At 72.1% G+C, this 19540-nt stretch carries 15 protein-coding genes; 12 read left to right on the top strand and 3 right to left on the bottom strand.

Annotation, left to right across the window (positions count from 1 at the left end; translation table 11 throughout):
• The first annotated feature begins 19 nt into the window (after positions 1-19).
• The 8 genes from ACFPA8_RS20990 to ACFPA8_RS20955 all read left to right on the top strand — a co-directional run bounded on the left by ACFPA8_RS20990 (position 20) and on the right by ACFPA8_RS20955 (position 11039).
• Positions 20-1264, top strand: coding sequence for a glycosyltransferase (locus ACFPA8_RS20990; RefSeq protein WP_386450800.1), 1245 nt, complete (start codon positions 20-22; stop codon positions 1262-1264).
• Positions 1264-2850 (top strand): sugar transferase, encoded by a 1587-nt coding sequence (locus ACFPA8_RS20985; protein ID WP_386450798.1) that lies wholly within the window; start codon positions 1264-1266, stop codon positions 2848-2850. Before ACFPA8_RS20990 ends, ACFPA8_RS20985 begins: the two co-directional genes overlap by 1 nt.
• Positions 2851-3086: 236 nt before the next feature.
• Positions 3087-4433: an O-antigen ligase family protein gene (locus tag ACFPA8_RS20980; protein WP_386450796.1), complete on the top strand. Its 1347-nt coding sequence runs from the start codon at positions 3087-3089 to the stop codon at positions 4431-4433.
• A complete protein-coding gene (locus ACFPA8_RS20975; protein ID WP_386450794.1) occupies positions 4430-6274 on the top strand; it encodes a lipid II flippase MurJ in 1845 nt (614 codons plus the stop codon). The genes ACFPA8_RS20980 and ACFPA8_RS20975 overlap by 4 nt, the downstream gene beginning before the upstream one ends.
• 109 nt (positions 6275-6383) lie before the next feature.
• Complete coding sequence (locus ACFPA8_RS20970; protein ID WP_386450923.1) at positions 6384-7235, top strand: polysaccharide deacetylase family protein; 852 nt, start codon at positions 6384-6386, stop codon at positions 7233-7235.
• A complete protein-coding gene (locus ACFPA8_RS20965; protein WP_386450792.1) occupies positions 7232-8437 on the top strand; it encodes a glycosyltransferase in 1206 nt (401 codons plus the stop codon). The genes ACFPA8_RS20970 and ACFPA8_RS20965 overlap by 4 nt, the downstream gene beginning before the upstream one ends.
• Before the next feature lie 8 nt (positions 8438-8445).
• On the top strand, positions 8446-9831 hold the full coding sequence (locus ACFPA8_RS20960; protein ID WP_386450790.1) for a YveK family protein: 1386 nt from the start codon (positions 8446-8448) through the stop codon (positions 9829-9831).
• On the top strand, positions 9828-11039 hold the full coding sequence (locus tag ACFPA8_RS20955) for a GNAT family N-acetyltransferase (protein ID WP_386450788.1): 1212 nt from the start codon (positions 9828-9830) through the stop codon (positions 11037-11039). Before ACFPA8_RS20960 ends, ACFPA8_RS20955 begins: the two co-directional genes overlap by 4 nt.
• Before the next feature lie 31 nt (positions 11040-11070).
• Here ACFPA8_RS20955 and ACFPA8_RS20950 read toward each other — a convergent pair whose 3' ends face one another.
• A complete protein-coding gene (locus tag ACFPA8_RS20950; protein ID WP_386450787.1) occupies positions 11071-12324 on the bottom strand; it encodes a glycoside hydrolase family 26 protein in 1254 nt (417 codons plus the stop codon).
• Between the two features lie 144 nt (positions 12325-12468).
• Between ACFPA8_RS20950 and ACFPA8_RS20945 the strand changes: the two genes are divergently transcribed.
• Both ACFPA8_RS20945 and ACFPA8_RS20940 read left to right on the top strand, forming a co-directional pair.
• Positions 12469-13911: a carboxylate--amine ligase gene (locus ACFPA8_RS20945; protein WP_386450785.1), complete on the top strand. Its 1443-nt coding sequence runs from the start codon at positions 12469-12471 to the stop codon at positions 13909-13911.
• Positions 13896-15188: an NAD(P)-binding domain-containing protein gene (locus ACFPA8_RS20940; RefSeq protein WP_386450784.1), complete on the top strand. Its 1293-nt coding sequence runs from the start codon at positions 13896-13898 to the stop codon at positions 15186-15188. Before ACFPA8_RS20945 ends, ACFPA8_RS20940 begins: the two co-directional genes overlap by 16 nt.
• Before the next feature lie 259 nt (positions 15189-15447).
• Here ACFPA8_RS20940 and mqnE read toward each other — a convergent pair whose 3' ends face one another.
• A complete protein-coding gene (mqnE, locus tag ACFPA8_RS20935; RefSeq protein ID WP_386450782.1) occupies positions 15448-16614 on the bottom strand; it encodes an aminofutalosine synthase MqnE in 1167 nt (388 codons plus the stop codon).
• An 85-nt stretch (positions 16615-16699) separates the two neighbouring features.
• Positions 16700-17155 (bottom strand): Lrp/AsnC family transcriptional regulator, encoded by a 456-nt coding sequence (locus tag ACFPA8_RS20930; protein ID WP_386450780.1) that lies wholly within the window; start codon positions 17153-17155, stop codon positions 16700-16702.
• A 351-nt stretch (positions 17156-17506) separates the two neighbouring features.
• Between ACFPA8_RS20930 and ACFPA8_RS20925 the strand changes: the two genes are divergently transcribed.
• Both ACFPA8_RS20925 and ACFPA8_RS20920 read left to right on the top strand, forming a co-directional pair.
• Complete coding sequence (locus tag ACFPA8_RS20925) at positions 17507-18178, top strand: UbiX family flavin prenyltransferase (RefSeq protein WP_386450778.1); 672 nt, start codon at positions 17507-17509, stop codon at positions 18176-18178.
• A gap of 85 nt (positions 18179-18263) precedes the next feature.
• Positions 18264-19454 carry a hypothetical protein gene (locus ACFPA8_RS20920; RefSeq protein ID WP_386450776.1) on the top strand — a complete coding sequence of 397 codons (1191 nt, stop codon included), beginning with the start codon at positions 18264-18266 and terminating at the stop codon, positions 19452-19454.
• The last annotated feature ends 86 nt before the right edge of the window (positions 19455-19540 follow it).

The following is a 19540-nucleotide window of genomic DNA, read 5'->3' as shown; positions in this document are numbered from 1 at the left end:
ACGTTGAGGAGACGTTCGGGTGCTTTCCCAGCGCAAAGAGAGAAAGAACCGTCTCACGGTTCTTCACCTGGCTCAGCCAGTCGAAGGCGGGGTGGCGAGGGTCGTGACCGATCTGGTCGGGGCCCAGGTACGGGACGGGGTGCGCGTCGTCGTGGGCTGTCCGGCGGGCGGCAGTCTCGCCGGACGGGCCATGGCGGCGGGCGCGGACGTGGAGCACTGGGCGGCGGTCCGGGAACTGGGCCCGCAGGTTGCCGCGGAGACGGTACGGGCCCATCAGCTGGTGCGGCGGGTACGTCCGCACATCGTCCACGCGCACAGCGCGAAGGCGGGACTGGCCGCGAGGCTGGCTCTGCGCGGACGTGTCCCGACGGTCTACCAGCCGCACGCCTGGTCCTTCGAAGCCGTCCACGGCGGCACCGCGCTGCTCGCCTGCGCCTGGGAGCGCTCGGCGGCCCGCTGGACGGACCGGCTGCTGTGCGTGAGTGAGGCGGAACGGCGTACGGGAGAGCAGGCACGGATCGACGGGCGCTGGGCCGTCGTGCCCAACGGTGTGGACCTCGGCAGGTTCACCGCTCTCGCCGGGGCCTCCGGCACGGGCGAGCCGGTGGGTTCCGCTGCCTCCTCCGCGGGCGGAGAGGAGGACGACGACGACGCGCGTGCCGCATGCCGGGCTGCCCTTCCGCAGCTGCGGGCGGTGCCCCCGGACGCACCCCTCGTGGTGTGCGTGGGCCGGCTGTGCCCCCAGAAGGGCCAGCGCTCTCTGCTCAGGGCATGGTCCCGCGTCACCGAACACGTGCCCGGGGCGTGGCTCGTACTCGTCGGCGACGGTCCGGACCGCGCGGCGCTGGAGGACGGAGCGCCGGAACAGGTGCTGTTCGCCGGGGCGAGCGACGTGGTCAGCCGGTGGTACGCCGCGGCAGATCTGACCGTGCTGCCGTCCCGCTGGGAGGGCATGGCGTTGACACCGCTGGAGGCGATGGCCTGCGGACGGCCCGTGGTCGTCACCGATGTGGGCGGCGCTCGCGAGTGCCTGCCGCCCGGGCAGGAGGACCTGTGCCTCGTGCCTCCGGACGACCCCGAGGCGCTGGCCGCGTCCGTGACACGGCTACTGCGCGACGACGAGCTGCGGGCCCACCTCGGTGAGGCGGCGCGCAAGCACGTACGGGCGGAGTTCGACGTACGGCAGACGGCAGCCGCCGTACTGGACCTGTACCGCGAGGTGCTCGGCGCACCGGCCCCTGCGGACAGTGAGCAGCAGGCCTGATGACGACGGACAGCACCGAAGAGCGAGCGCACGTCACCGGTGTGGCGACCAGGACGGTCGTCGGCACGGACAGCACACAGGCCGGACCGGGAGCAGACGGCGGCGGAACGGACGGCGGAGCCGACAGCGGCATCGCACTCGCTCCGTCCCACACGTCGCCGAAGATGGCCCCTCCCCCACCCGTCGGCGGTCTGCGGCGCCGGCGGAACCTGCTGCGCCGCCGGCACCGCGGTGCCGCCGCACTCGTCGCCGCCGATGCGCTGACGTCGACGGCCGTCGTCCTCGCCCTGGGGGGCGGCACCGCGGATCCGGTCCTGCTGGGCGCGGTCGTCTGCGGAGTCCTCGCGCTCAACGCCCGCAAGGGTCTCTACCAGCCGGGACTCCAGACGTACGCGCTGGACGAACTGCCCGCTCTCACCGCACGCACAGCGATCGCCTGGTGCGTGGGGGCGGCTCTGCTCGCGGCGTTCGACCGTCCCGCCGCGCTGCACTGGATGGTGCTCCTCGCCGCCATCGCCGCCGGATCCGCACTCGCGACGGCCGCGCGCGCCCTGGTGCACGGCTTGCGGCACGTCAGGGCCCGCCGGCGTCCGCGTCCCGCGCTCGTCGTGGGCAGCGGCGAGCTGGCGCGTACGGTCGCCGGGGTCTTCGCGCAGCAGCCGCGTTACGGGTTGCGGCCGGTGGGCTTCGTCGATCTCTCGGCGCCCCGTACAGGCACGGGCGGGGACGGCACGTCGGCCGGTGATGCGCCGCTGCCGGTGGTCGTCACGCTGGAGGACGTGACCAGGGCGGTCATCCAGAACACCGTCAAGGACGCGGTCTTTCTGCGCTCCCCCTGGGAGCAGCCGCAGAACGCGCTGCTGGCGGGACTGCTCAGCGAGCGGGGCGTCGCCGGATGGATGGTGCGGCCCGGCTGCGCGGTGGGGGCACACGGCACTCACGGTGCGGGGCCGGCGCACGTGTGGGGTTTCTCGTGCCGCCGGCTGTCCCTGGAGTGCCCGCGTCCGGGCTGGAGCTGGCGCAAGCGGCTGCTGGACCTCGTGCTGGTCACGCCCGCGCTGGTCCTCGCGGCGCCCGTGCTGGCGGCCTGTGCGCTGGCCGTACGGCTCTCCGACGGGCCCGGTGTGATCTTCCGTCAGGAGCGGGTCGGACTGGGCGGTGGCCCGTTCACGCTCCTGAAGTTCCGCACGCTCCGGCCCGCCGACGAGAAGGAGGCGGCGACCCTGTGGAGCGTCGCGGGCGACGAGCGGATGAGCGCGGTGGGCAGGCTGCTGCGCCGCACCTCGCTGGACGAGCTTCCACAGCTGTGGAACGTACTGCGCGGCGACATGAGCCTCGTCGGCCCCCGTCCCGAACGCCCCTATTTCGTCCAGCAGTTCAGCGACGAACTCCCCGGCTACGCGGAGCGGCACCGTTCACCGGTCGGCATCACCGGCCTCGCTCAGGTGCACGGGCTGCGCGGCAACACCTCGATCGAGGACCGCGCCCGCTTCGACAACCACTACATCGAGACGTGGTCGCTGTGGCAGGACGTCCAGATCATGTGCCGCACCGTGACCTCGTTCTTCCGCCTCGAAGGACGGTGAGCGTGGTGACTGTCCTGCTGCCGGAGAGCCGGCGTCCGCCGCATGGGGACGAGTGGCGGCGGACCGCCGGGCAGCCGCACCACGCAGACGGAGCGGCCCCCGGGCCCGGGGACGTCCGGCAGGACAGGCCCGGACAGAGTGACGGGAGCCGTCGGAACCACTGGAGCGACAGGGACGGCCGGAAGCCCTGGATGCGGGGCGAGTTCTGGACGCGCTGGGCTCCGATGCTCCCCGCGGTGGCCACTGTGCTCGTGCTGTGCGCGCCGGTGCAGACCGGCGACGTCACGGCCTCGGGCAAGATCACCGTCGCAGACGCGGCCTCCCTGGTGCTGGTGGTGTGGTGCCTGGTGAGGCTGCTGCGCGGACGCGGCGGGCGGTTGACGCCGAAGGCGGCGCTGGTGCTCGGGGCACCCGCTGTGGCCTTCGCCGTCACCACCGCCGCGTCCGCCGATCCTTCCGGGAGCCTGACCGGCTTCGTCCGCTACGTGCAGATCTTCGTGGTCGTCCCCGCGGCCCTGTTGCTGCTCATGCGCGACGCCCGGGACTTCCGGGTCGTGTGCGGCGCGCTGGTGCTGCTCGCGCTGGTGCAGGGAGCCGTCGGCGTCGTACAGAACCTGACCGGGACCGGCGCCTCGTACATGGGCCAGGACATCCGCGCTGTGGGCACCTTCGGCGCGCTCGACGTGATGGGGATGTCCACGGTCGTCTCCTACGGCCTGGTCGCGGCTTTCGCCTTGGGCGTCGCCCCGCCCGGGGGGACGCCGCGCCGGCTGCGTACGGGCGCGCTGTGCTGTGCGGCCGCGCTCGTGGCCCCCCTCGTCCTCTCCTACAGCCGCGGTGCGTGGATCGCCACGGCAGTGGCGTGCACAGTCGTGCTGCTGCTCGCGGGGGTACGCCGAGCACTGCTGGTCCTCGTCTCGCTGGCCGCCGCGGCGATGGTGGTGGTCGGGGGCGCGGGGGTCGGCTCCGCGATGTTCGAAGAGCGCCTCGGCAGCATCTTCGAGGTGAACTCCGCGCCGGACCGGTCCGTCACCGACCGCTACAGCCTCTGGGCGGCGGCGGTGAGCATCTGGCGGGCCGATCCCGCCACGGGCGTCGGCCCGAAGAACTTCCCCGCCCACCGCGACGGACACGCCTCCCTCGGCCTGTCCTCCGGGAGCGACACGGCCGGGGCGGGGATGCAGTTCCAGCGGGAGCCGCTGCTCTCCCCGCACAACATGTATCTGCTGGTGCTGAGCGAGCAGGGCCTCGTCGGCTGCGTGGCGTTCGTCGGAGGCGGCGCCACGCTCGGCCTGTGCTGCCTGCGGCGTCTGCACGGGGCGCGCCGGGTGGCCCGTCCGGCCGCCCCCGCCCCCGCCCCCGGGGACTTCCCCGGCGTCGGGCGTCCGCGCACGGCCGGCGCGCCGGGCACCGTCGACTGCGGACTCGTCGCCGCCGGACTGCTGGTCTGGCAGGCCGTCGACTTCCTCTACGCCGACATCGGCGGCCCCTCGACCGTACTGACGGCGGTCGTTCTCGGAGCGGTCGCGTGGTGGGCGCTGGCGCTTCCCCCCGGAGCCGACGACGAGGCGTCCTCCCCATGACGGACACGCACGCCTCCCGTACGGCCGACGACGCACCTCTGTCCGGCAAGAAAGGCGGACAGGGGGGCGCCGGACCGAGGGGCAGCGGACCGGGAGCCGGCGAACCTCCTCGGCTCGGCCGCTTCCTGGCACGGGCGGCCGCCATCACCGCGGCGTTCACCGCGGCCGGGGCGTTCTTCGGCCTGCTCCGCGACCAGGCCATCGCGAACCTCTTCGGCGCCGACGCCGACACCGACGCCTTCCTCATCGCGTGGACCGTGCCGGAACTGGCGTCGACTCTCCTCATCGAGGACGCGATGGCGCTCGTCCTGGTCCCCGCGTTCAGCCTCGCCCTGTCGCAGCGCGCGGCGAGCGGCCGTACGGAGGACGGGGACCCGCCCGGCGGGCCCGACCCGGTGTGGGCCGTGGTGACGGCGACGCTGCCCCGGCTGTCACTGGGGCTGGCCGCGGCGGCCGCCGCCCTGGCGTGGACCTCTCCGCTGCTGGTGCGGGTGCTGGCGCCGGGGCTGCCGGACGCGAGCACGGCGGTCGACTGCATGCGTCTGACGTCGCTGACCGTCGTGACGTTCGGACTCGCCGGCTACTGCAGCGCCGCGCTCCGCGCCCACCGGCACTTCGTCGCTCCCGCTGCGATCTACGTCGCCTACAACGCCGCGATCATCGCTGTGATGTTCGCGGGGCACGCCGCGTTGGGCGTACAGGCGGCGGCACTCGGCGTCGCCGTCGGCGGACTGCTGATGGTGCTCGTCCAACTCCCGTCCTTCATCGCACGGTTGCCCGGACGCGCGGCCCGCCGCAGGTCCCGTACGTCCCTCACGCCGCCCCTCACCGCGCCCGCCACCCGTAATCCCGCCGTGAGCGCCTCCGCGGCAAGCACGCCGGGCGCCGGCCCGCCCACGGGGACGGACGGCGCCACCCCGCAAAGCGGCCTCCGCGAGGGCGCACAACGACGCGTCGAGGGGCGCGTCAAGCAGCGCGTCGCACTGCTGGGCTTCGGGGTGCTCGCCCCGGTGATCTGCTTCGCCCTGACGCGTCAGGGCCAGGTGCTCTTCGAACGCTTCCTGGCCGCACCGCTGCCCGCCGGGGCCATCTCGCACCTCAACTACGCGCAGAAGGTGGCGCAGATGCCGATGGTGCTCTCCCTCATGGTGTGCACCGTCACCTTCCCCGTCGTCGCCCGCGCCATGGCCGACGGGGACAGGGAGCGGGCACGCCGCCGTGTGGAACGGGACCTGGCGCTGGTCGGGATCGTCGTGCTGCTGGGCACCGCGTACGTCACGGCCTGCGCACCGCAGATCATCCAACTCCTCTTCCAGAGGGGGGCGTTCGACGCCCGCGACACCGCCGACACCGCCGCGGTGATGCGGGTCTACAGCTGTGGCCTGCTCGGTCACAGCATGGTGGGCGCCCTGGTGCGCCCCTTCTTCTCCGGCGCCCGGCCGACGTGGTATCCGGCCGCTGCCATGGGTGCCGGGCTCTCCGTCACCGTGATCGCGGGGGCGATCGCGGTGCGCTACTGGGGCGTGCACGGCATCGCCGCCGCCAACGCCGTCGGGATCACCTTCGCGGCGTTGCTGCTGCTGCGGGGGCTGGGCGCCCGCGTGGTCGCCGTCGACGTACGCAGCGTGGCGGCCGGGATCGCCCGGCTCGCGGCGGCGTGCGCTGCCGCCGCCCTCGCGGGCTGGGGCGCTGCCCGGCTCGTCCCCGACCCGCTGGCCGCGGCCCTGGCCGGCGGTGTTGCCGTGCTCGTCGTCTTCGCGTCCGTGGCTCATTTCGTACGGGCGCCGGAAGTGCCGCAGCTGTTCGCCACCGTCAAACGAAGGCTCGCCCATGTCCAGTGAACTCCGCACCCGCCTGCCCGCGGTGTCCGATCCCCTGCCCGAGCCGCAGCGCCGCGTTCCCGTGCCGGCCGCTGCCCGGCCGCCGGTGACGGCTTCCTCGGCCGCGCCGATGATCGTGCAGCGCCGCCGGCCGCCATGGGTGCTGATGTACCACTCGGTCTCCGCCTGCACCGACGATCCGTACCGGATCACCGTCTCGCCCTACCGGCTGGACCGGCAGCTGCGGTGGCTGAGCAGCCGCGGCCTGACGGGCGTGAGCGTCGGGGAGCTCATGCGGGCCCGCGCCTCGGGCCGCGGTGCCGGTCTCGTAGGGCTGACCTTCGACGACGGCTACGCGGACTTCGTCGACACCGCACTGCCCCTGCTGCGACGGCACGGCTGCACCGCGACCGTCTTCGTCCTGCCGGGACGGCTCGACGGCGACAACGCCTGGGACGAACAGGGCCCGCGCAAACCGCTGTTGAGCGCCGACGGCATCCGGACAGCAGAAGCCGAGGGCATGGAGATCGGCTCGCACGGCCTGCTGCACACCGACCTGACCACGGCCGACGACGCGACACTCGAACGCGAGACCAGGCACAGCCGCACCCTGATCGCCGACATCACGGGCACCGCACCGGCGGGGTTCTGCTACCCGTACGGCACCGTCGACGCCAGGGCGGTCGACGCCGTACGCACCGCGGGCTACGGCTACGCCTGTGCGATCGATCCCGGGCCGCTCACCGGCGTACACGCCCTGCCCCGGGTGCACATCGACGCCTCCGACAACTCGGTGCGGCTCTTCCTCAAGAGGGCTCTGCACCCGCTGCGCCGCAAGCCGCTTTCCGTCTCCGGGACCACAACCCCCGTGCCTGTGAGGCCGGCTGACGAGGCGGCAGACGCGAACCCGGGCCCGGCGGGAGCCGGTGAGCCCGCCCGGACGGCCGAGCGCGCCGACGACGAGAACGGCAGCAAGCGGTGAAGGTCGCACACATCATCACGGGTCTGGGTGTGGGCGGCGCCGAACAGCAGCTGCGACTGCTGCTGCGTCACCTTCCGGCACGCTGCGACGTGTTCACCCTCACCGCTCCCGGCGCCGTCGCGGAGGGCATCCTCGCCGACGGCCACCGCGTCACCCATCTGGGTATGGGCGGGAACTGCGACGTGACGGTCCTTCCACTCCTGGTGCAGCTGATCCGCGACGGCGGCTACGACCTCGTCCACACCCACCTCTACCGCGCCTGCCTGTACGGACGTCTCGCGGCACGGCTGGCGGGCGTCCGCGCCGTGATCGCCACCGAACACTCCCTCGGCGAGAAGGCGATCGAGGGACGGCCCCTCAACTTGGGCGTCAGAGCGCTCTACCTGGCAGCCGAACGGCTCGGCAGCTCCACAGTCGCAGTCTCCGACACCGTGGCCCGCCGGCTGCGGTGCTGGGGCGTCCCCGCGTCCCGGGTGCACACCGTGCCCAACGGCATCGACGCGAGCCGCTTCCGCTTCGACCCGGCGCTGCGCGCGGCCACCCGTGCACGGCTCGGCATCCCCGAGGGTGCCTTCGTGGTGGGCGGGGTGGGCAGGCTCGTCCCCGGCAAGCACTTCGAGACGCTCCTGCGGGCCGTGTCCGTTCTGCCGGACGCCCGGCTGGTGCTGGCCGGTGACGGCCCGGAACGCGACAGCCTGCACGCCATCGCCTCGGTGCTCGGCGCCGTGGACCGTGTCCACCTGCTCGGCGAGTGCGACGGCACGGTCGCCGCGTCCGGCGGCGGGGGCGAGTGGGAGATCCCCGGGGTGCTGGCGGCGATGGACGTCTTCGTGTCGCCGTCGTCCGAGGAGTCGTTCGGGCTGGCCGTGCTGGAGGCGCTCGCCGCGGGCCTTCCTGCGCTGTACGTCACCTGTCCCGCCGTCGACGACCTGGCGCCGGAAGAGGCGCCCGGTGCCCGCCGCATCGGCACGGGCGTGCCCCAACTCTCCGCGCTGCTGCGGGAGTACCAGAAGGCAGGGGCCGGACGGCTGCCCGTACCGCCGGTCGTGGAGCGCTACGACATCGCGCGCAGCGCAGAACGGCTGATGGCCCTCTATCACTCCGCGACAGGAACCACCCCGCAACTGCCCGCCCCGGCAACGCCCGCGGTGGCACCGGCCTCCGCCCCGACGCCGTCGACCCTTCCCCTGACAACGAGGTGAGCACTGCAATGTCCAAAGCCGCACAGGGCGCGAAGTCACCTTCCGGCCCGGTCTCCCGTTCGAACCGCACGAACCGTTCCTCGCGTCGCGGCGCGACCGGCGGCACCGCCAGACCGGCTGCGGGCGCTGCCGCCACCAACGCCGACGACCCGGCGAAGACCACCACCGGCGGCACGGGGAACGACACTGCCGCCACCGGGACGGAGGAGACCGACCTCCCGGCGAAGCCCGAGGCGGGGGCGAGCACGGATGCGAAGGGGCCGGCTGCGGAAGGGCCAGTTGCGGAGAGGCCGGGCTCCGAAGGCGACGGCTCCGGCGAGGGAGTTCCGGCGGAAGGGACTCCGGAGAAGGCCGACGGAGGTGCGTCCACCCCTGCGAAGAACGTCCGCACGAAGAAGATCGCGACCGCCGCGGACTCCGCGGACCCGTCCACCGCTCCCCCGGCTCCGCGGGATGCGGAACGGGCCGGGCAGACCGACGGGACCGGGGCAGACGAGACCGGGGCAGACGGGGCCGGGGCAGACGGTGCCGGGAAGGCCGACGGGACCGGGAAGGCCGGGCAGAAGGAGAACCCCCGCAGGACCAGGAAAACGCGCAAGGCCGCGAAACCACGCGGCGCGGAGAGGACGCGCAAGGCCCCTGAACCCGCAGGGCCGCCCCGCGAGAAGCGCCCCCGCCGGCCCGGCCGCCTCGCCATGTCCCTGCGCCGCGTTCCGAGGTGGTGGCCGCTGCCCCTGTGCCTCGTGCTCGGGGCCGCCGGTGGCGCGGTCTACTCCTCGACGACTCCGCCGCAGTACGCGGCCATCAGCTACGTGGTCGTGTCTCCGGCCGGACGGTCGGACGCCGCCTCGGCCCTCGGATACGCACAGGCGTACGGCAAGGTCGCCACCGATCCGGTCGTGCTCGCCGAAGCCGAGGACAAGGCGGATCTGCGCCGGGGCACCCTGAACGACACCGTTCAGGCCACCACTTCGCCGGACGCGCCGATGGTGCAGATCACCGCCACCTCCGCCCGGCCGAAGCAGGCCGCCGAGAATGCCGACGCGGTCGCCGAAGCCCTCGCGAGTACGGCCAAGGCGAGCGTCAAGCGGACCGGGGCGAGACTGACCGTCCTCTCCGATGCCGTGGCCCCGGCGGCGCCCGTCTCTCCGTCCTCATCCGTCGCCGTGGCGGTGGGCGGCTGTGCGGGTGGGCTGCTCGGCGGCCTCGTCCTGCTCGTCCGTCCGCAGCGGGGGCGTCGTCCCATGCCGGACGGCCCGGCGGACGCCGCCGTTCCGGACGCCGGTGCTGCGGGCGGCGCCGACGAGGGCCGTGCCTCCCAGAGCAGCGCGACCGCGTCCGCATCCGCGAGCAGCGGCCGCAGCAGCGACAAGCGGGCGGAGCCGGTGCGATGACCACCGCTGTCCGCACGTCCGGGAGGACCGCTGCCACGAGGACCGGCAGGACCGCGAGCGCTGCGACGACTGCGACGCTCCTCCGCGATCCGGACCTCTTCGGCGAACTGGCCATGCGGTGGGAGGACTTGCGCAGCCGCAGCAAGCCCGCCACCGCGTTCCAGAGTCACGCCTGGCTGTACTCCTGGTGGCTCTCCTACGGCAGACCCGGGCGGCTGCGCGTCGTGCTGGTCAGCAGGGGCGGTGAACTCGTCGGTGCGGCACCGATGATGCTGACCTACACCCCGCTGCCCACACTGGTCGCTCTCGGCGGTGACATCACCGACTTCTGCGACGTCCTGCTCGACGACAGCTGCCCCGAGGCCGCCCCCGTCCTGGCCAGAGCGCTTCACCGGGTGGCCCGTGGTGCGGTGATCGACTTCCGCGAAGTGCGTCCCGGCGCGGCAGTCGAGCGGCTCTACGACGCATGGCCCGGGACGCGGCAGAAGCTTCGCGACTCCGTGTGCCTGGAGCTGCCGGGCGTCTCCATGCAGACCCTGCTGGAACGGCTCCCCGCGCCCAGCGCCAAGCGCACCCGCCAGAAGCTGCGCAAGATCGACAAGATGGGCGTCCAGGAGCACACGGTCCCTCCCCCGGAGGCGGCCGCCGCAGTACGGACCATGCTGCGTCTGCACGAACTGCAGTGGGAGGGCCGGGGGGTGACGCCCGAGCATCTGCGGCCCCGCTTCCGTGCCCATCTCCAGCGCGCAGTACGGAGACTGGCGGCGAGCGGCGACGCGGTGCTGACCGAGTACCGGCTCGGTGAGGAGACCGTCGCCTCAGACATCAGCCTGACCTCCGCCGACATGGTCTGCGGCTACCTCTACGGCGCCCACCCGCGCCTGCGCGCCGCGCGACTCGACATCACGACGATGCTGCTGCGGCACGACGCGTCGTACGCCGACAGCAGCGGCCGCAGGACGCTGAACCTGCTGCGCGGCACGGAGGCCCACAAGCTGCGCTGGCAGCCGGTCCCCGTGCCGAACCAGCGGTTCGTACTGGCCCGTCGTGAGATGGCACCCGCCCTGGGGGTGCACACGGCGCAGATCTTGGGACGTGCTTTCGCCGCGGAGCTGGTCCGGCAGCAGGCCGCGGGCGGCGGGTGGATGTGGCGGACACGCACCGGCAACCGGCAGGCCGAGAGGGAGAACGAGAAGACGGCGGGGTGAGGGCCCCGCCGTCTTGGGGGGATTCAGCGGGTCAGTCCATCCAGTCGGGCAGCTTGTTGTCGATCCGGATGCAGATGTCGGTACCGCTGATGCACTTGTCGACCCACGGCTTCCGCGACGGACGGTCCGAGGGCACGGGTTCCACGGGCCGCTCCGGCGCCGGGGTGGGGGTCGGGCCGGGTGCCTGCCCGTCGCCGCCGGGACGGCCGAAGAAGGCACCGCGGTACGCCTCGGCCGAGTCCGGGTTGTGCGAGCACTGCCACACGCCGTGCGGGCAATAGTCGGTGATCGTCTGGTAGAGCGGCTGGTGCCGTTCGAACCAGTCGATCATCCGGCTCACGTACTCGGGGTTGTCGCCGTTGCGGAAGAGACCCCACTCCGGATAGGAGACGGCCTTGCCGTGTTCGGCCGCGAAGTCGACCTGGGCCTGAAGTCCGTACGCCTCGTGCACGTGCGTCTCGAACGGTTCTCCGGCCGGCTGGTCGTAGGTGTCCATCCCGATGATGTCGACGAAGTCGTCACCCGGGTAGCACTCGGGCCACGGGACGGCGTCCCGGCCGCGGCTGGGTGTGAAGTCGAACTTGAACTTCTGGCCGTGGACCGAGCGCATCGCCTCCACGACGCGCTGCCAGTACCGCTTCCACGCCTGTGGATCGGGACCGCAACGGTGGCTGTAGGTCGTGCCGTTCATCTCCCAGCCGAGCACGACCACGGTGTCCTGGAGGTCCATGCGCACCAGGCGCTCGGCGAGCGTCCGGAAGTGGGAGTCGAAGCGCCCGGACGCTCCCGCGCGGAGCAGATCGCGCACTTCGTCGTCGGGAAGCCCCTCTTCGTTCCGCTCGAGCATCGGCACGTTGAGCACGAACATGCGGTCCCGCTCGGCGCTTCGCCACTTCGCCCACGGAGCGAGGAAGCGGGGCTGCCCCTCGATGTTGGACCACAGGTCACCGGGCAGATAGGTGTGCCCGACGCGCAGGTCCGTACCGCCCAGCCAGCGTTGCATGCCCTCGATGGCACGTACGCCGCGCTCGTCGGACCGGAGAAACGCGCCCACCATCGGCGCCGGGTCCGGGGAGGGAGCCGGGGCCGGATTCGACGACGGCGCCGGTGCGGGCCTCCGCGCGTCCGGTGCGGTGCCGTCGACGGGCTGTGCGGCACCACGAATGAACGTCTGCGGTTCAAATTCAGGCAATCCCACCGGAATGACGCTACAGGAGGCAAGGAGCCCGGCACCGAAGACGACGCCACAAACCCCTTTGACTCGGCGGCGTTTGGGGCTCCCCATCGCTCCTCCGATCTGTCGGCGACGTTCGCACGTCGCGAAACACGCTTTTCAGACCTCACCCTCCGGAACGGCGTAGTGCGATCTGATATCCCAATGGAGAGATTTTCTCCCTGTTCGCCCCATTCATGACGCAAGGACATACCCATGCCGACGTTCGACACGGAAGTCCCCGTCCTTTTGCTCCGGCTCGATCCCAATCAGTTCCACCACGGAACTCTGGGTGCTGTCAGATCGCTCGGCCGTACGGGGATCAAGGTCCATGTCGCGCTGGAGTCCGCACAAGGGCCGCTGGGCCGCTGCCGTTTCCTGCACCGGGTGCACGCCCTGCCGCCAGGAGGCACGTCGGAGGCGGAACTGGAATCGGCGCTCTTCCGCATCTCCGAATCCATCGGCCGGCCTGCCGTGCTCATCGCGCTGGACGACCGCAGCGCACTGGCCGTCGCCGCACTCTCACCCCGGCTGACGGGCCGTTACCTGCTGCCGGGGATCTCGCCCGGTCTGCCCGCACGCGTCGCCGACAAGGCGGAACTCTCGCTGCTCTGCCGGGAGACGGGCATCGCGCACCCCACGACGGTGGCGCCGCGCAGCGCCGGCGAGGCGGCCGGCCAGGCCGTCGCGCTCGGACTGCCGGCGGTGGCGAAGTGGAGCCGTCCGTGGCTGCTTCCCGAGGGCATGCGCAGCACCACCCTCGTACGGACTCCCGAGGACGCCTTCGAGCTCTTCGGGCGCAGCGCTCAAGCGGGCAGTCAACTGCTGCTGCAGCGCCGCATTCCGGGAGGGCACGGCACGGACTGGTTCTTCCACGGCTACGCAGCCGAACGGGGGCGGTTCCTCACAGGAGGCGCGGGCCGCAAGGAGATGTCCTGGCCACCACGGACAGGCATGACGGCCGTCGGCACCTGGCTCGCCAACCGCGAGGTGGAGGAGGCGGCGGCGCGGCTGGCCGCGGAGGTCGACTACCGCGGCATCCTCGATCTCGACTTCAGACTCGACCCGGTCACCGGCACCTACCACTTGCTGGACTTCAATCCGCGCCCAGGTGCTCAGTTCCGGCTGTTCACCGACGACACCGGGCTGGACGTCGTACGCGCGCAGCATCTGCACCTCACCGGACGTGCCGTGCCCGCACAACGCGGCGGACCGGGCCGGGTCTTCGTCGCAGAGAACTACGCCCTGCTGTCCGCGCTGGTCACCACCGCCTCCCTCGGGCTGCGTACCGGTGACAGGGACCGGGGCTCTTGTCGTGCTCCCGCCCGCCCCCCTGGCTGTGAGCACAGTCGTGAGCACGGCCGTGAGCACGGCTGTGAGCACGGCCGCGGGGGCGCGCGGGAGCACAGGGTGCGGGGACGGCGCGGCCGGGTGGAGGGCGCCTGGTTCTCCTTCGACGACCCCCGTCCGTTCTTCGCCATGGCAGCGGCGTGGTTCGTCCACTGCATGTCGAAGGTCTGGCGGAGCGTCAGGAAGAGGCTCCCGGGACTGCCGGCCTGTGCGGCAGCGGCACTGCCTCCGGCACCGCATTTCCGCACCCCTCGTGATGAGCGATCAGTGAATGATCAGAGAGAAGGAAACGCATGTACGACCTCGTAGTGGTGGGCGCCGGGCCCTACGGCCTCTCCATCGCCTCGCACGCCGCCGCCGCCGGACTCAACCTGCGCGTCCTCGGCAGGCCCATGGCCTCGTGGCGCGACCACATGCCACAGGGCATGTTCCTCAAGTCCGAGCCGTGGTCCTCCAACCTCTCCGACCCCGCCGGTACTCACACACTGGCCGCCTACTGCGCCGCACGCGGAATCACCGTCGAACACGGACGGCCCCTGCCCATCGGTACGTTCACCGAGTACGGGCAGTGGTTCGGCAAGCGGGCGGCTCCGCCCGCGGACGAGCAGACAGTCACCTCGGTCGTTCCCTGCGCGCGTGGGTTCCGCGTCGAGACCGCCGAAGGCGAAGTGCTCGTCTCGCGCACAGTCGCGCTCGCCGTCGGTGTCATGCCGTTCGTGCACAAGCCGGGGCCGCTGCGCAAGCTGCCCTCCGAGTTCGTCTCGCACAGCAGCCACCACCGCGATCTGTCCCGCTTCAAGGGCAAGGACGTCACGGTGATCGGCGCCGGGCAGGCGGCGCTGGAGTCCGCGGCGCTGCTCGCCGAGGAGGGCGCTCACGTACGAGTGGTCGCCCGCGCCGACCGCATCAACTGGAACACGCCGCCGCAGCCGCTGGAGCGCTCCGTGTTCAAGGCGATCCGCGACCCGCACTGCGGGCTGGGGACCGGCTGGCCGAGCTGGGCGTGGTCGGAGATCCCCTGGGCGGTGCGCAAGCTGCCGGCGGGGCTGCGCGTGCACATCGCCCGCACGGCGCTGGGGCCGGCCGGTGCGTGGTGGCTGCGTGACCGGTTCGAGTTCGCGGTGCCGGTCCTGCTCAGCAGCCGTCTGACCGCCGCCGAGCTGGTGCGCGACCAGGTGCGTCTGCGTCTGGAGTCCACCGACGGCATCGTGCGCACGGTCGAGACGGACCACGTCGTGGCGGCGACCGGCTTCGCCCCCCGGCTCTCCCGGCTGTCGATGCTGGACGACTCCGTACGCGCCATCCTGCACCGGGTGGGCAGCAGCGACGCTCCCGAGCTGAACGGGCGGTTCGAGTCCTCGCACCCGGGCCTGTTCTTCGCCGGACTGCTCACGGCACCGGCGTACGGCCCCTCGATGCGCTTCGTCTACGGCGCCACGTTCACCGCCGAGCGGGTCGTGCAGGGCGTTCAGCGGCGGCTGGCCGCACCCCGGCTGGCGACCGTCCCGCACGCCGCCCGCGCTCGTACGATCGAGCAGCACCGCATCACGGAGGGGCAGTTGACCGGCCAGGCCGTACGGCGCTGACCCGTACGGCGCGGGAGCGGAACACCCCGTTCAGGACGTGCGCAGCGCGTCGGCGGCCGCCGGGAGGCCGGAGACCAGGCCCTCCCGGGCGGTCTCCCGGTCGTCGGCGCGCAGCACGGCAGAGTGATGGACAGGTCGCGACCACCCGCTCACGACACCGGTGCACGTCCTGTTCGGTCAACGCGTCCCGCTCCTCGGCGAACCCGACGCCGGCCCCGGGTTGCCCCGGAGCCGGCGTCGGACGCCCAGGCGCTCGTGCTCAGATGCGCATCGGCTGCGGCGATTCGCGACGCTCGGGGTCCGGCCCGGGGTACTCGCGCAGAACCTCGTACCGGGTGTTGCGCTCCACAGGCTGGAACCCGGCGTCCCGGATGAGTTCGAGCAGGTCCTCACGGGTGAGCTTGTCGGGCGTCCCGTAGTTGTCGGCGTCGTGCGTGATCTTGTACTCGACGACGGAGCCGTCCATGTCGTCCGCCCCGTGCTGGAGGGCGAGTTGGGCGGTCTGGACGCCGTGCATCACCCAGAAGACCTTCACGTGCGGCACGTTGTCGAACAGCAGCCGGGACACCGCGAACGTCTTCAGCGCCTCCGCGCCGGACGCCATCGTGGTGCGCGCCTGAAGCCTGTTGCGGACCTTGCCGTCCTGCATGTCGACGAAGTCGTGCTGGTAGCGCAGCGGGATGAAGACCTGGAACCCGCCCGTCTCGTCCTGCAGTTCACGCAGCCGCAGGACGTGGTCGACGCGGTGCCGGCGCTCCTCGATGTGGCCGTACAGCATCGTGCTCGGGGTCTTGAGACCCTTCTGGTGCGCGAGGCGGTGGATGCGTGACCAGTCCTCCCAGTGGGTCTCGTGGTCGACGATGTGCTGGCGGACCTCCCAGTCGAAGATCTCTGCTCCGCCGCCCGTCAGCGACTCCAGGCCCGACTCGATGAGGATGTCGAGGATCTCGCTCGCGTCCATCCCGGAGATCTTCTCGAAGTGGTGGATCTCGGTGGCCGTGAACGCCTTCAGCGACACGGTCTCCGGCAGCGCCTCCTTGAGGGCGCTGAGCGAGCGCGGGTAGTAACGCCAAGGCAGCGTGGGGTGCAGGCCGTTGACGATGTGCAGCTCGGTGAGGTTCTCGCCCTCCATCGCCTTGGCGAGCCGCACGGCCTCCTCGATGCGCATCGTGTACGCGTCCTTCTCACCGGGCTTGCGCTGGAAGGAGCAGTACGCGCACGAGGCCGTGCAGACGTTCGTCATGTTGAGGTGGCGGTTGATGTTGAAGTGAACGACGTTGCCGTTCTTGCGGGTTCGCACCTCGTGGGCGAGACCGCCGAGCCATGCCAGGTCGTCGCTCTCGTAGAGGGCCAGGCCGTCCTCGCGCGTAAGCCGTTCACCTGCGCGGACCTTCTCCTCCAGCTCGCGCTTGAGCCCAGCGTCCATGCGTCGCCCTCCTCGGATGTGTGCTTCGAGCGCCTTCTGGAGCCTACTCCCCGCGGCGGCAGACCGATCGGCCGGTCTGCTCCGCTCACACCTCCTGAGGGAGTTCGCCGACCCTGTTCTCCCACTTCGTCGACAGCACGACGGTGGTCCGCGTCCGGGAGACGCCCTTCGTGCCGGACAGCCGCTGGATGAGGGTCTCCAGGGCGTCCACGTCCGAGGCGCGGACCTTGAGCATGTACGAGTCGTCTCCGGCGATGAACCAGCAGTCCTCGACCTCGGTCAGGTCCCGCAGCCGCCCCGCCACGTCCTCGTGGTCCGTCGCGTCGCTGAGCTGGATACCGATGAGGGCGGTGACGCCCAGACCGAGCGAGCGGGCGTCGACGGTGGCGCGGTAGCCGGTGATCACACCGGCGGTCTCGAGACGGTTGATGCGATCGGTGACGCTGGGGCCGGAGAGGCCGACGAGCCGGCCCAGCTCGGCGTATGAGGCCCTGCCGTTCTCACGCAGTGCCTGAATGAGCTGCCTGTCCACCGCGTCCATGTGTCCTGGTGCCTTCCGTCGCCGAATGCCTGGACTGTCCTCGCCGCCGGCGGAGTGGGGCCACCCCGCCCGAAGCAGGGGAAGGCTCCTCCCCGGCAGGGAAGCGTGGTTCTTTGAAATCTCCGGTAACGAATCTAAGGCATGGGGCTCGCTCGCCCTCAGACACCTCTGCTCAAGCGCTTCCGCAGGCCCTCGCCGTACCGCTGCGGGTCCGTTCACCGGAGCGCCGTGCCCGCCGCGCACTGCCTGGCCCTCACCGCTGTTCTCCGGCCTTCCCCCGGTCCCGCCCCGGCCTCCCCTCGGCCTTTCCCGCCGGTCTGGCCCGCTGCGCCCCCGCGTACGCTCGGTGGCGTGACCGCAACGACCGATCGCTGCCCGTGGGTCGTCGGGGTGTCCGGCGCCTCGGGAACGCCGTACGCCGCCGCCGTACTCCGGGCACTGCTGCACGCCGGTGAGCAGGTGGACCTCATCGTGAGCCGGGCAGCACGACTCACCATCCTCGACGAGACCGGCCACGCCTTCCGCGACGGCCATGCCGACGAAGACCTGCACCGCTGGCTCGCCCGCGGCGCGGACGGCAGGCCGGACGCCTTCGACCCGGACGTCTCCGCCGTACGGCACTGGCCCGCAGGTGATCTTGCAGCCGGACCCTCCTCGGGCTCGTACCCGGCACGCGGGATGCTGATCGTGCCGGCCAGCACCGCCTGCGTCGCCGGCGTCGCGCTCGGCCTGTCCAAGGACCTGCTGCAGCGCGCCGCGTCGGTCACCCTCAAGGAACGCCGGCCCCTCGTCGTGGGCGTGCGGGAGACACCGCTGAACGGGCAGACGCTGCGGCACCTCGTCTCGCTGGACGAGGCGGGCGCGGTCGTGCTCCCCGCGTCGCCCGCCTTCTACGCGGGCGGCAGCACCGTGCAGCAACTCGTCGACTTCGTCGCGGGACGCGCGCTGGACGCGGCAGGCGTCCCGCACAAGCTCTACCGGCGCTGGGAAGGGGAGTTGGCCGGACCCGGACGCGGGGCCTGAAGCGGCTCGCGGCGGAGGGACCGGCCCGGCGCGGGCCCGGTCCTCCGACTGGCGTCGGAGGCACGTGATGCGGTTGGCTTCCGGTATGCAGTTCTCCCGTCCGTCCCGACGTCCCCGGCTGCGGCTCACCGCCGCTGCCTCGTGTGCCGCGCTGCTGGCCGGCTCGGCAGTCGCGTGCAGCGCGGCGGAACGTCTGACGACCGGCATGAAGGTCCGGAACGCCGTGGTGAAACTCGGCGAACAGTCCGCGTCCACCGTCACCGTCTCCGTCGACGGCTCGCCGCGGCGCGCCCACGGCTTCCTCACGCAGGCACGCGGCAAGCCGGTGCCGTACCGGGACGCCCTCCGGCTCGCACGCGCGGAACTGACCGTGGCGGCCGGGTCGGGGGACGAGGAGATGCCCCTGAAGGAGATGCCGGAGTCGGACGCGGCGAACGTGGCGGCCGCGCTCAACTTCGGCGGCAAGGACATCGCCGCCGTCAAGTCCGTGCAGGACAAGCTCTATCTGCGGGTGAGCCTGCGCTCGCTCGTGCGCCAGGCGGAGGGTTCGAAGCACGCCCGCCGGACGGCGTCGGAGATCGTCGGCCTCACGGACGACCTGCCGTCCACGCTCGGTGCGGCCAAGGACGCGCTCGACGGCGAATGGGTGCGGGTGGACCCGGAGGCGTTCGACGACTTCGCGCGTACCGCGGAGATGCTCGCGGCGCGCGCACAGGACGCCGACGACGAGAAGCGCGCCGAGGACAGGAAGCGCGGTGAGGACGCGGAGAAGGCCGAGGCCGCCAGGGCCGAGCGGAAGAGAGAACAGGCCAGGCGCACCCGCGAGATCCGTGACGCGGTGACCATCGGTTCCGCGCTCGACGGACAGTCCCAGCGGGAGTTCGTGACGGGAGTGCAGGAACTGCTGCGCGAACACGCCGAGTTCTCCGACCGGGGCGAGCACGACGGAGCAGAGCGCGTCCGGCTCACACTTCCGGGTGACGAGGCCGCCGACGACCTCGTCGCGGCGCTGAAGCCGCTGGGCGCCGAGATCGATCCCCGCCGGGTGCCGGACCGCGACGTCACAGCCGATCTCGACATCCGGCGCGGTCAGCTGACGACGCTCACACTCGACCTCGACCAGTTCACCGGCACCGGACGGAGCCTGCCGCTGCGCGTGGAATTCAGCGGGGGCGACGCGGTGCCCGTGACGGCGCCCGGCGGCACCAAGGAACTCGAGCCGCAGGACCTCGTGGCGGCACTGATGTACGGCGCCCTGGGCACGGAGAATTTCTGACGCCATCCTGGAGGGCGGAACACGCGTGCCGTCTGCCACGTTTCCACAGCAAAGGCATCGGCTCCGCCCACTCTCTCAAGGGGAGA

It is taken from the genome of Streptomyces ovatisporus (assembly GCF_042653885.1).
GTDB lineage: Bacteria > Actinomycetota > Actinomycetes > Streptomycetales > Streptomycetaceae > Streptomyces > Streptomyces ovatisporus.
The sequence above is the reverse complement of the archived record's forward strand: the minus strand, read 5'-3'. Positions and strand labels throughout refer to the sequence as shown.